The 12,037-nt window shown below is 51.3% G+C and carries 10 protein-coding genes; 5 read left to right on the plus strand and 5 right to left on the minus strand.

Going from position 1 to position 12,037, the window contains the following annotated elements; genetic code table 11:
- The first annotated feature begins 24 nt into the window (after positions 1-24).
- From RYZ27_RS05330 to RYZ27_RS05340, 3 genes are all read left to right on the plus strand, one after another.
- Entirely contained in the window at positions 25-1,707 is a 1,683-nt protein-coding gene (locus RYZ27_RS05330; RefSeq protein WP_406681331.1) for a hypothetical protein, read from the plus strand.
- Positions 1,708-1,783: 76 nt separating this feature from the next.
- Complete coding sequence (locus RYZ27_RS05335; RefSeq protein WP_406681332.1) at positions 1,784-2,374, plus strand: hypothetical protein; 591 nt, start codon at positions 1,784-1,786, stop codon at positions 2,372-2,374.
- 428 nt (positions 2,375-2,802) lie between these two features.
- Complete coding sequence (locus RYZ27_RS05340; RefSeq protein WP_406681333.1) at positions 2,803-3,999, plus strand: hypothetical protein; 1,197 nt, start codon at positions 2,803-2,805, stop codon at positions 3,997-3,999.
- A 120-nt stretch (positions 4,000-4,119) separates the two neighbouring features.
- Here RYZ27_RS05340 and pyk read toward each other — a convergent pair whose 3' ends face one another.
- From pyk to RYZ27_RS05355, 3 genes are all read right to left on the minus strand, one after another.
- On the minus strand, positions 4,120-5,529 hold the full coding sequence (gene pyk / locus RYZ27_RS05345; protein ID WP_406681334.1) for a pyruvate kinase: 1,410 nt from the start codon (positions 5,527-5,529) through the stop codon (positions 4,120-4,122).
- Positions 5,530-5,594: 65 nt separating this feature from the next.
- Positions 5,595-6,035 (minus strand): PaaI family thioesterase, encoded by a 441-nt coding sequence (locus RYZ27_RS05350; protein ID WP_406681335.1) that lies wholly within the window; start codon positions 6,033-6,035, stop codon positions 5,595-5,597.
- Positions 6,036-7,472, minus strand: a complete 1,437-nt coding sequence (locus tag RYZ27_RS05355; protein ID WP_406681336.1) for a coniferyl aldehyde dehydrogenase — start codon at positions 7,470-7,472, stop codon at positions 6,036-6,038.
- A 148-nt stretch (positions 7,473-7,620) separates the two neighbouring features.
- Between RYZ27_RS05355 and RYZ27_RS05360 the strand changes: the two genes are divergently transcribed.
- Entirely contained in the window at positions 7,621-8,412 is a 792-nt protein-coding gene (locus RYZ27_RS05360; RefSeq protein WP_406681337.1) for an enoyl-CoA hydratase/isomerase, read from the plus strand.
- On the opposite strand, the gene trpC is transcribed toward RYZ27_RS05360, so the two are convergent.
- Together trpC and trpD are read right to left on the minus strand one after the other, a co-directional pair.
- A complete protein-coding gene (gene trpC / locus RYZ27_RS05365) occupies positions 8,413-9,207 on the minus strand; it encodes an indole-3-glycerol phosphate synthase TrpC (RefSeq protein ID WP_406681338.1) in 795 nt (264 codons plus the stop codon).
- Positions 9,204-10,238 (minus strand): anthranilate phosphoribosyltransferase, encoded by a 1,035-nt coding sequence (gene trpD, locus RYZ27_RS05370; RefSeq protein ID WP_406681339.1) that lies wholly within the window; start codon positions 10,236-10,238, stop codon positions 9,204-9,206. Before trpD ends, trpC begins: the two co-directional genes overlap by 4 nt.
- Before the next feature lie 222 nt (positions 10,239-10,460).
- On the opposite strand from trpD, the gene RYZ27_RS05375 reads away from it, so the two are divergent.
- Positions 10,461-12,008 (plus strand): diguanylate cyclase, encoded by a 1,548-nt coding sequence (locus RYZ27_RS05375; RefSeq protein WP_406681340.1) that lies wholly within the window; start codon positions 10,461-10,463, stop codon positions 12,006-12,008.
- The last annotated feature ends 29 nt before the right edge of the window (positions 12,009-12,037 follow it).

The raw sequence follows: 12,037 nt of genomic DNA on the forward strand, positions 1-12,037 counted from the left end.
TACCTCTGGAAGTACCTAGGGGCCATGGCAACCACATCAATGTGGAATGATGAACTGTACAGTATTCGCTATTTTTCTCAGCAGGGCCTTTATACAGCCTGGACCGATTATCACGAACCTAACAACCATATTCTGTTTAATATGCTGGCGTCTGTTATCCCATCCGGGCTTGCCTATTCACCATTCTGGGCGCGGATTATTAGCTTTATAGCCGTTTTGGGAGCGCTCTTTTTCTTCCTGAGGTTTAGTTTCAAGGAAGGCTTTTTCGCTGGCGGAGTGCTGGCTGTAGGCTTACTATTTCTCAACACAGATACACTGGACCTGACATTACAAGCGCGCGGTTATGGAATAGTATTTGCGGCGGCAATAACTCAGTCCATTTTCCTATATTATTTCCTGAAAAATGGTGATGCGGGCAGTCGCAACGGGCTATTTATAAGTGCATTTGTTGGCGGGGCCACTTTGCCAATTTATATACCGTTTGCAGCCATACAATGTGGTCTGGCTTTTTTGTTGCGCCCGAGCTGGCGATTTGCATTTGCTGGGATGGTAACTGGCCTGGCTGGTATCGCTTTTTATCTTCCCACAGCGACACAAATTTTGGGTGCCGCATCCGGCTATGCCAAGAATTGGGGAACCCATTATGCGACAATGGAGTCGGTTTGGGAGACTCTTGAGTATATTCTCGTCGAGAACGTTTCGCCAATTTATCTAATTTATGCGAGCCTGGCTTTGGGGTTGATAGCCCTTCTTTTGAAGGGGTGGAGCTATCAGCTTAAGATGGTTCTGATTTGCCTTGTTGCGTATATTGGTTTCACAGCTGTCTGCTTGTATTTGCAAACACCCCTTGTGCGTACAACACAGTTCATTGTTGCCCCCCTCGCTGTAGGCGGCGCTGTTTTGGTTTCACAGCTTTTTCGTTATGAATGGGGCGCGACCATTCAAACTTTAGTCATCAGCGCAGCTCTTGCTGTCATTGGCTATAATGGCGTTCAGAAAATAAGAAACTGGCACTTCGTGCCAATTGAGGCATGGTCGCAAGTCGCTCGCTTTTCAGAAGCTGTGGCTCCCGATCAAGTCAAATTTTATGCCCCTTTTCGGAATTGGCAACTAGGCGTACACCTTGACGACCCAGGACGGCTGCGAACCGAATTGAACGAGACAGCTTTCAGATCAGGTCAAATGTTAGCGATCGATGCAAATTTTCAGGATGGTGTATTCTTTTCGGGAAAAGCGATTACCGATGAAGCCCTTGAATTTGATTTGTCTCAACGAAGAGGAGGGGCAGTAAGGCTAGCTTTTGTTCCCGTACGGACTGGTGCACTTGAGACCATATCAGTTGAAAACCTCAGACAAGATAACGTTGCGCTTGCAATGGATAAACAACCAGATACGCGCTGGACCAATGGACAGCATCAGACAGAGCTACCTAGCCAGTCTACAGTCCGATTTAAGCTTCTGAAAGAAAGAAGCTGTGTCAAGCTTTTCTGGTATGGCAAAAATGGTGATATGCCACAGGTGTATAAGGTCTCCGCAGAGCTTAGAGACGGTCGCCGCGTCTCAGCAGATCATCGTTCTTCCAGATTGGGCCGAGATCTGCTTATGCTGGATTTGAGCGGATTAGAGGTTGAAAGCGTGGCATTTGATATCAAACCCGGTAAGGCTAAACGTTATCTCTCAATCAATGAGGCTTGGTGCGGGTACTAAGGAGTCAAATCTGGATATGGTTGCCGAAAATCCGCCTAGCCTACATATTTCTCCCTATAGCTGGAAAAGACGATGCATGGAGCTTCTGCTTTTATCGGCGGCTTTGGGGCTGAGCTTTCTTGTCATTAATTTCCTGCATTTTCAATTTCTAACAGTGAAAGTCATTTTGTATGCCTGCATTCTTGATGCGTTTTTGGCATCCGTCATCGTTTTGCTTGTTTACTGGTTTGTATGGCGACCAAAGTCGGCTCTACTGGTCTCGGAGGTGGTTCTGGTCTCGATTGCCAGTAATCTCTTGATCTTGCTGTATGCTGTGATGGGACCAACGGTTATTGATCGTTCTCTATCTCTTTATATCGTTGAAAAACTTGATCAAAGAGGTGGCCAAATTTCCGAAGAGGCGATGGCTGATATATTCGTTCGTGAGTATCTTCCTGAGTTCAGGTTGGTTGACGTTCGGCTTACCGAGCAGGTTGCATCGGGCACGGCGAAAATTGAAAACGGCTGCGTTATCTTAACAGAGAAGGGGCGACAGCTTTCTGCGTTTGTCAGTTTCTATCGGCGCGTCTTCCTCCCTAAAAAGAGATATTTACGGGGTGAAGTCACAGATCAGCTAACAAAGCCCTTTGATAATTCAGAAAGCATAGTTGACGCAAGATGCGGCTGAATATTACTAGTGTCGCGTTATTATTCTTATCGTTTTGATTGTGGGTGGGGCAATGCGAATGGTGAATTCTAAGGCTATCTACGCGTTTCTGACCATTTACTTCTTTGTTTTTCTATTGGCACAGCTGATTGGTGGTCAAACTTGGGATCAACATGTCCATACGAGAAGCTTTGATCATTATATGAGATTTGCTGAGAAGGTTTGGGCAAATGGAGAGCGACCAAACTTTTCAGACCTGCCGAGAGATTATGAATTTTATGGCATTCTAACAACCGGTATTGCTGATTGGGTTACGGGTTGGATGCGCCCTTGGATCGGCGACAAGGGCACTGCGCACGATGTCGTGTATAGGTTTCTGCTCCACTTGAACGGGTTCCTATGGTCTGTTGGAACCTGTGTTTTAGTGTTCAGAATTATGCGCTTACTAAATGCTGGAGAGACTATGTCTATTCTCGCCAGCTTATTTCTGTTGCCTTTATCCAAATTGGCTAGGGCATTCGTTTTTTAATTATAAAGACTTACCGCTAGCATTTTTCTATTGTCTTGCGCTTTGGGGGGTAATTAAATCTTTCGATCAGGAGCGTTTAAGCTTCCTGAAAGGCTTGATCGCAGTTGCACTAGCGAGCGTTGGTGCCGGGGCTGTCAAAATTATCGCAATTCCAGTGATGTTTGTCCCGCTTCTTGGTTTTCTGTACAGTGTCGTGGTCTCTAAGGATCGCATATGGCGCTTGAAAAGTTGCCTGATAGCTTTGCCGATCGCGTTATTCACTCTTTATGTCGTAACGCCGGTGGCCTGGGTAGAGCCGGTTCGTTTTATACGAGAGGCTATTATTTATATGTCTCACCATGAGTGGAGAGGGTGTACAATTTCTGCTGGGGAGTGCCTAAAGCCGACCGGTGAAGATTGGTCTGCTTTTCAGTATTGGTGGGCTTGGTATTCTGTTCGTGCGCCCATTTTGTTTTTGATTTTCATGATTCCGTGTATGATTTTTCTTGTGGCGAAATCAAATTCGGCAAGAATTTTAATTATTCTTTCTTATTTATTGCCATTGTCTGTTATTTTCTACAGAAATTCTGCGATGTATGATGGGGTTAGGCATTTATTATTTATGTTTCCTGTTGGAGTTATAATTATTTTTCATGCATTTGATGTTGTGTATAATAACTATATGAAATTGAGAGGATTTATTTTTGCGGTATTGGGGCTCAATATTCTATCATTCTCGGTCGATAATGTTTATCTTTATCCGTTTAATTATGTGTACTTTAATGAGTTTTCACGTGAAAAAGCAAAACCGGATCAGTACGAGTTAGACTATTGGGGGTTCTCGCTTAGGCAAGCCGCAGGAAGAATGACTGCTCACAATCGCTTTCCAGATCAACCTCTATATTTTGAGGCGCATCCAGCGCATCTGGTTGCTCCTTTTGTAGAAAGCCCATTTATCCGAAAAGACACTTACTATGAAGAGGGCAGCCCCTATTATTACATTGGCTATACTCGGGGTAATAGGAGGATGCGAACTGGCTGCTCCCAAATAGCAAAGATTGAAAGAAGACACTGGTTGTTTAGTGATCCAATGAATCTTGCTTTTGTAGGTTACTGCGAAGATGATTCTAGTAACTGAGGGATTATATTGGTGGCATAATATTAATTGTTATTCTTTCAATACCTTATTGGGATAAGCTATGCTCTTCCAGCGCTGCGTTACATGTGGTCGTATACTGAATTCTTTGTTTGCATGAGCTCACTCTTCGACCACACCCATGAGCCAGGCGGACACATCGCCTTCGTCCTCTCCGCGCCAAGCTGACCATGCTGTCGCGCCTGCTAATCCAGAGCGTTGATGGACACGATCAACCCAGCCATCATCGCCAGCAGGTCCCATTTCTAACGCATGAATGCCCCACAATAGTTGCGCGCGGCGCAGGCGGGGCTTGTCATTCGAGCTGTATAGGACGGGAACACCACCACGTTGCCGTGAGAAGCGGATCAGTCGGCGGGTTGAACCTGTGCGCAGAGCAAGCGCCGTTGCGCCAGCATTTTCGGCGAGGCGGAAGGCCGCATCGGCGATAATATCTACCGGTAAATCGTCTTTGGCGTCGCCTGAAAACTGAGCCATGGCGGCGGGGTGATCCTCGGCGTTTTCAGTTGCGGCAATGATCCTGTCCATGATTGCGACCGCTGTTGCCGGGTGCCGTCCAACCGCGGTCTCTGCTGATAACATTACGGCATCGGAGCCCTGATAAATGGCGGTGGCGACATCACTGGCTTCGGCGCGGGTTGGGGCTGCATTGTCTATCATCGACTCAAGCATCTGTGTTGCGACGATGACCGGCTTTCCAGCGGCGCGTGCCGCACGCACAATACGGCGCTGTATGATTGGCACTTCCTCAGCCGGGAACTCAACGCCAAGATCGCCCCGGGCTACCATGACACCATCGGTCGCGTTCAGGATATCCCCCAAATTGTCGATCGCAGCAGGCTTCTCGAGCTTTGCGATCAGGGGCGCTTTGTTTGTGATCAGCGCTTTAGCCGTTCTGATATCTTCGGCCGTCTGGACAAAGCTGAGGGCGACAAAATCGACACCCAGATCCATGGCAAAGGCCAAATCCTCTTTATCTTTCTCAGTCAAAGCCTGAACCGGCAAAGCCTTCCCCCGCACGGTAAAGCCTTTGCGGTCACCGAGTTCGCCAGGTAAAGCCGATGTGACCTTCGGACTTTGCCCCGCTTGTGTAACGGTAAACCGAACCATCCCATCATTGGCGAGAATCTCGTCCCCCTCAGCCAGAACAGCAAGGATTTCCGGATGCGGAACAGGGATGGTTTGGGCTTGGTCCGTTGTTTCACCCGCGACAAGCGAAAGGCTTTCATTAAAGCCGAACCTGATCTTGCCTTCCGGGAATTTACCGACACGGACTTTTGGGCCTTGCAGGTCGGCAAGAACGCCAATCGGGCGTCCAATACGGGCTTCTGTTCGCCGGACAGTCTCAAAGGCCATGCGGTGATCGTCATGGCTGCCATGGCTGAAATTCAGGCGAAAGACATCGACCCCGGCCAGAGCCAAGAGCTCAACGACTTTCGGAGAGCGGCTTCCCGGTCCAAGGGTTGCAACAATCTTGCTTTGGCGGCGGCGAATGGCCGGGGCAGGGGACATGACAGGACTCGTTTATCTGTTCTGATGAACAGATGTTGGCCGTATTCTAGCGACGCAGGCAAGCCCTAATGGCTATCGACTTTCTGGTGGCGCTTTTTGATTGTACCGGAGAAGTTCAGGACCGGGGTTCCATCCGCTGTCACGACCCCGCGCACAAAGGTGATAGAACGGCCACCACCCATGATTTCACCCCGGGCCTCGATCAACTGGTTTTCTCTCGCGCCGGATAAGAACTCGCAATTAAACGCGACTGTGACGCCATAGCTATCCTCGCTGTCGCCATCATGCGCGAGCGCGAACAAGGCAAAGTCGGCAAAGGTCATCAGGCATCCGCCATGGATCACCCCGCCAGCGTTCATATGCTTATGTTCAGAGCGAAAAGCGGCGACTGGACCCTTTTTATCCTTGCGGAAATAGAACGGCCCTGCCGTGTCATGCTCAAACGGCTCTGTTGGCCAAGTCTGCCATCCGGCAAACTCGCCCTCCTCAACAGTGAAAGATTGCATTTATTTCTTCACCCGCCCGGCAACTTGCTTGCGGAATTTCTCACCATAGGGTGGGCGCATCATCGCCAGCAGCTCGCTGCCTGTTTGGGTATAGACAGCTTTCTTGTGGCTAAACTCATAGAAGCCGTCTTTGCCATGATAGGCACCCATACCGGATGGCCCTACCCCGCCGAACGGCAGGTCTTCCTGAGCAACATGGAAGATCACGTCATTGACGGTTACGCCGCCTGATGTGGTGTTGTTCAGGACCATTTCGCGTTCGCTTGCATCATCACCAAAGTAGTAAAGGCCTAGGGGGCGGGCGTGATCATTGATGTAGCCCACAGCATCGCTGGTGTTTGTGTAGGATTTGATTGGCAGGATAGGGCCGAAAATCTCATCCTGCATAACTTTCATATCATCGGTTGGATTCACGACGATATGCGGGGCCATCTTGTGGTGAGGTTGCTGGCTGAAATTCTCCCCCGCCGGATTGATCTCAATCACTTCTGCGCCTTTCTCAAGGGCATCATCGAGATATGAGTTCAGGCGATCAAAGTGGCGCTGATTGACTACGGATGTGTAGTCATTGTTGTCTTTCAGGCCATCGGGAAACATCTTGCCAACCGCCGCGGTTGCTGCACCAACAAAGTCATGGGTCTTCTCTTCCGGGACAAAAGCGTAATCGGGCGCGAGGCAGATCTGCCCGGCATTCAGGGTCTTGCCTGCCATGATCCGGGCAGCAGCCTTATCGAGGTCGGCAGATTTCCCAAGAATGACCGGGCTCTTGCCGCCAAGCTCCAGTGTTAGTGGAACAAGGTTATCTGCGGCTGCCCGCATCACATGGTGAGCAATCGAGGTCGCGCCGGTGAAAATCATATGATCAAAGGGCAGGCCAGAGAAAGCGGCGCCAATGTCCGGGCCACCCGTCACTACCGCGACTTCTTCCTCGGTATAGTACTGGCTGAACAGGTCTTTCATCAGCTCACTGGTTTTTTCAGTGAACTCGGACGGTTTGATCATCGCCCGGTTACCGGCCGCAAACACATTCGCAAGCGGGGCAAAGGTCAGATTGACCGGGAAATTCCATGGGCTAATGATGCCAACAACACCTTTAGGCTGGTATTGGATATAGGCTTTTGAGCCGAGCAGGCCGAGGGGGAACTCAACGCCGCGCTTTTCGGGCTTCATCCACTTCTTCAGATGCTTTTTGGAGAACTTCAACGCCCCAATTGACCCTGCTATGTCTGTCAGGTTCGACTGATCGATCGAGCGATGCCCAAAGTCCTCAGCCATGGCTTGTGACAGAGCATCGCCATGTGTGACGAGCAGATCGATGGATTTGTCGATCCAGGCGATACGCTGCTCTGCGCTGGGAATGCCATCTCGAATATTTGCAGCTTTTTGTTTGGCGAGGATTTCGCCCATGCCGTCTGATGTCATGACGTCGAGTGCCATTGCTTAAGTCTCCCAGGGTTTTCTTATCGTTGACGTAAAGGATAACGCACTTTCCCGGCGTGACAAACACTTTCCGGCTGACCCCACGTCATGGTTTTCTTGTCGTGCGCGCGAGATATTCTCTCCTGTAACAGGGAGCAAAACGGCCATGGCTTTTACAAAAATCACTTATGCGGTCGCTGAGGATATCGCGACGATCAGTTTGAATGATCCGAAAACAATGAATGCTGCCGGCATCGATACGGTCAGTGAAATGTCATTGGCATTAGAAATGGCGGGTGATGAAGCGCGCTGTACGATCATTACCGGAACGGGGCGAGGCTTCTGTTCCGGAGCAAACCTATCACCAAATATGAGCGAAGGCGGCGGTCCGAAAGGTAAGCCTGATGCGGGTAAAGCCCTCGATAGCCACTATAATCCGCTGATCAAAGCCATGCGTACGCATCCGCATCCGATCATTACGGCGGTGAATGGGGCCGCGGCGGGGGTGGGGTGCTCTATCGCTCTGATGGGAGATTTTATTATTGCTGGCGAGAGTGGTTACTTCCTGCAAGCTTTCCGCCGGATCGGTCTGGTGCCTGATGGTGGCTCAACCTTCCTTCTGCCGCGCATGGCTGGACGTGCACGCGCCATGGAGATGACTCTATTTGGTGAGAAAGTCTTTGCCAAAGAAGCGCTGGAATGGGGCTTGATCAATCGCGTGGTGGCCGATGACGCTTTAATGGATGAGGCACGCGCCTATGCGCAGAAACTTGCTGATGGACCGACGCAGGCCCTATCCTTGATCCGCGATCTGGTCTGGCAATCTGAAGACAATGATTTTGATAGCCAGCTTCAGGCTGAGCGGTTTGCCCAACGCACAGCGGGACGTCAGCCGGATTTCAAAGAGGGCGTTACAGCTTTCCTTGAAAAACGATCGGCAAACTTCCGAGGTGTCTGATTATTCTGCTGATCGCAGGCGCGCGACATGTGCCTGCCGATCGGTGCGTTTCATCAGGCTTTCGCCGATTAGGAAACGACGCGCACCACACTCGCGAAGACGGACAATGTCTTCCGGGTCGCTGATCCCGCTCTCGGAGATGAAATCTCGCCCAGCGGGGATCATTGGTGCTAGCCGTTCGCTGGTCGCAAGATCCGTTTTCATGATTTTGAGGTCGCGATTGTTCACGCCAATGAGGGAAGACGGCAGGGCGAGGGCACGTTCCACCTCAACCTCGTCATGGGTTTCAATCAGGCTGTCCATGCCGAGGTCTATCGCTGTCTGAATAAGGTCCAGAGCCAGCGCATCATCTGCGCAGGACAGGATAACGAGGACGGCATCAGCGCCCATTGCGCGGGCTTCAACAACTTGCGCGGTATCGATCATGAAATCCTTGCGCAGCATCGGAATGCTGACGGCGTTCCGGATTGTCGCAAAATCTGCCGGACTACCGCCAAAGCTTGGGCCATCGGTGAGAACTGAGAGACAGGCTGCACCGCCGGTCTCATACTGCACAGCAATCTCGCTTGGATCAGCGCCGGGAAGAATTTCGCCTGCGCTCGGTGATTTGCGTTTCATCTCACAGATAAGGGCATTCTCCCCCGTCTCCACCACATGAGATAGGGCAGCGGCAAAACCACGAGGCACGTCTTGCGCATGTGCTGCGGCAAGCAGATCGCTGGTAGATCGCGCCCGCTTCAACGCAGCGACTTCATCGCGCTTATATTCAATGATTTTGTCGAGGGCTGTACTCATGCCCCGCCTTTAGACGCCTCGGCGAGTTTCGACAATGTGGTGAGCGCCTTGCCACTGTCGATCGCATCGCCAGCCATTTGCGCGCCTATTTTCAGATTACTGGCGAGACCCAGCACGTGAAGACCAGCCGCAGCATTCAGCAAAACCGCATCGCGGAATGGGCCATCGCGCCCTTCGAGCAGCTCGCGAATGGCCAGCGCGTTCTCATCTGGCTTGCCACCCGCGAGTGCTGAGAGGTTCGCGCGATCCAGCCCGGCATCTTCCGGCACGATGGTCAACTCAGTCAAAGTGCCATCCTTGACCTCAATCACTTGCGTTTCACCGGCAATGGAGAGTTCATCGATCACACGGTCTTCGGTAGGGGACGTACCATGGACGACCCAGGCACGGGTAATTCCAAGATCGCGTAAGGCTTCAGCCATCGGCCTTAACCAGCGCGCTTCATTGACGCCGAGCACCTGGTGCGTGGCGGAGGCGGGATTTGAGAGCGGACCGAGCAGGTTGAAAATAGTTCGGATACCGAGACTTGCGCGAACCGGCGCGACATGCCGCATGGCGCTGTGATGACTGCGCGCAAACAGGAAGCCAACGCCGGCATGTTCAACGCAGGCTTTGAACCGGGACTCATCGAGATCAAGCTCAACGCCAAGCGCTTCGAGGACATCAGCGCTACCTGTTTTGGGTGGGACAGAGCGGTTGCCATGCTTGGCCACTATGCCCCCGGCTGCTGCGATGACGATCGCGCTCGCGGTCGATGTGTTCAGGCTGGTCCAGCCAAGGCCGCCAGTTCCGCAGGTGTCGAGGGTTGGACCAGGAAGATCGATGGTCCGCGCATTTGCGCGCAAGGTCTTGGCCCCCGCGAGCAGTTCTGAGCCAGTCTCTCCGCGTACGGCAAGCCCCATCAGGAAAGCCCCGATCTGTTCTGCCGGGATGTCTCCAGCTAGAATTGTGGCAAAAGCGGCCTCAAGATCCGTAACTGATAGTGTGTGTCCAGCGGCGAGTGACTTAAGAATTGGCGTAAGTGTTGACATGCCTTGTCGATAGCGTGGCCGCGGGCACCTGCCTAGGGCAAAAACCATTGGTTTTCAGAGGGAAAGGCCTTTGCATTTCTGCAGCGCTAAGGGCTTGGTTCTTAAGTGAGGGGTTCCAATTCCAATAAGCTCATCAAGGCTTTGTTATTATTTGGCCATTAGTTTCTTAACCGTAAACCTAGCCAATTTCCTGGAGCGTAGGTTCTGGAAGGCGCATGCAAAATGCTTGAAACCGATAGTGATACAGGTTGGGAGGTTGCAGGGGCAAACGATACTCCTGATCTTTCTGAGGCCGAGCTTTCCCTGACCATCCATGAGATTATTAACTCAATGGAGCAGGGGGTTCTTGTCTGGTCAAAATGCGGGCGCTGCGAAATGCACAATGAACGCGTTTTCGATATTCTGGAATTGCGCAGTGATGATATATTTGAGGGACGCATACGGAAGGAGTTTCTGGAGCTTGCGGTTAAACGCGGAGAGATAACCGCAGATGTTGCTGCACAGACAGAAGCTCGTTTTCATGAAGCATCCCCGTTTGCATTTGATCGCCAACTGCCCTCCGGGCGTGTCGTAAACACGACGGCGCGGCCTATGAGTTCCGGGCGTTTTGTTGTGACGTTTAGCGATGTCACCGAAGCACGGCAAAACCAGAGACAATTGCGAGCGGCCAAGCTTGAGGCTGAACAAGCCAGTGAAAACGCCCGCAAATCTCTTGTGCTTGAAAAAGCACGGCGGCGGCAAACGCGACTGCTTTCAGAGTTCGATGAATGGCTTCATTGCTGCAAATCGCTTGATGAGCTTCTACGTGTTCTTGGCATCTTCATGGAGCGGCTCTTACCGGGTTCTTCGGGGCAGCTCTATGTCTATAGCAACTCACGTGATGTCCTTGATGGGAAGTGTTCCTGGAATACGGATAGTTTGCTTGAATTTATCGAGCCTGATGACTGTTGGTCACTCAGGCGTGGACGCCCGTATTCGTATGGAACCAGTGATGTCAATTTGACCTGCACCCATGTCGATGATGACGGCGGTGTCGAGACTATTGGTGAGTATCTCTGCATTCCAATTCTGGCGCATGGCGACACTGTTGGCCTGATGCATATCCGGTATGCCAAAGGCTCCAATATGCTCAAGGGCAATGACACGGCTGACGCTCAAGCGTCTACAACGCATCAGTTCGCCATTCAGTGCGCCGAACATATCAGTCTGGCGATTGCGAATGTGAAGCTTAGGGATCAGTTGCAAGATCAATCAACCAAGGATTCGCTGACAGGCTTGTTCAATCGGCGATATTTCCTCGACAGTATGCGCTCTGCGATTGCTCATGCAGAACGGAAAGATACAAAGCTTGCTGTGCTGACGATCGATGCGGACAACTTCAAGCGTTTCAACGACAATCACGGACATGATGCAGGTGATCTGGTTTTGAGAATGATCTCAAAATCGATGATGGCGTCTTGTAAGGGGGGACAGGTGCCCAGCCGATTGGGGGGCGAGGAGTTCGCTATCCTTTTACCGGATATGGATGTCGATAAAGCTGTCGAATTTGCCGAAGAGTTCCGCCGCACGATTGAGGCGCAAGTTGTTCGCTATGCTGGGGCAGACCTTCCACAGGTTACGGTATCACTTGGTGTATCGGAATACCCAACCCATGGCTCAGAACCTCAGGAGCTTCTGAAAACCGCTGATGTTGCTTTGTATCACGCAAAGTCACAGGGGCGGAACCAAACATGCGTACCCGAAGACAGCCCAGACTGCTCCGCGGGTTAAACGCCGGGACTACTCGTCTCCCTGTAAAA

It is taken from the genome of Hyphomonas sp. FCG-A18 (assembly GCF_045287255.1).
GTDB lineage: Bacteria > Pseudomonadota > Alphaproteobacteria > Caulobacterales > Hyphomonadaceae > Henriciella.

What these genes read in the sequence shown, in the direction of transcription:
- RYZ27_RS05330 (WP_406681331.1), top strand. Translation starts at nt 25, where the DNA reads ATGGCAACCACATCAATGTGGAATGATGAACTGTACAGTATTCGCTAT.
- RYZ27_RS05335 (WP_406681332.1), top strand. Translation starts at nt 1,784, where the DNA reads ATGGAGCTTCTGCTTTTATCGGCGGCTTTGGGGCTGAGCTTTCTTGTC.
- RYZ27_RS05340 (WP_406681333.1), top strand. Translation starts at nt 2,803, where the DNA reads ATGCTGGAGAGACTATGTCTATTCTCGCCAGCTTATTTCTGTTGCCTT.
- pyk (WP_406681334.1), bottom strand. Translation starts at nt 5,529, where the DNA reads ATGTCCCCTGCCCCGGCCATTCGCCGCCGCCAAAGCAAGATTGTTGCA.
- RYZ27_RS05350 (WP_406681335.1), bottom strand. Translation starts at nt 6,035, where the DNA reads ATGCAATCTTTCACTGTTGAGGAGGGCGAGTTTGCCGGATGGCAGACT.
- RYZ27_RS05355 (WP_406681336.1), bottom strand. Translation starts at nt 7,472, where the DNA reads ATGGCACTCGACGTCATGACATCAGACGGCATGGGCGAAATCCTCGCC.
- RYZ27_RS05360 (WP_406681337.1), top strand. Translation starts at nt 7,621, where the DNA reads ATGGCTTTTACAAAAATCACTTATGCGGTCGCTGAGGATATCGCGACG.
- trpC (WP_406681338.1), bottom strand. Translation starts at nt 9,207, where the DNA reads ATGAGTACAGCCCTCGACAAAATCATTGAATATAAGCGCGATGAAGTC.
- trpD (WP_406681339.1), bottom strand. Translation starts at nt 10,238, where the DNA reads ATGTCAACACTTACGCCAATTCTTAAGTCACTCGCCGCTGGACACACA.
- RYZ27_RS05375 (WP_406681340.1), top strand. Translation starts at nt 10,461, where the DNA reads ATGCTTGAAACCGATAGTGATACAGGTTGGGAGGTTGCAGGGGCAAAC.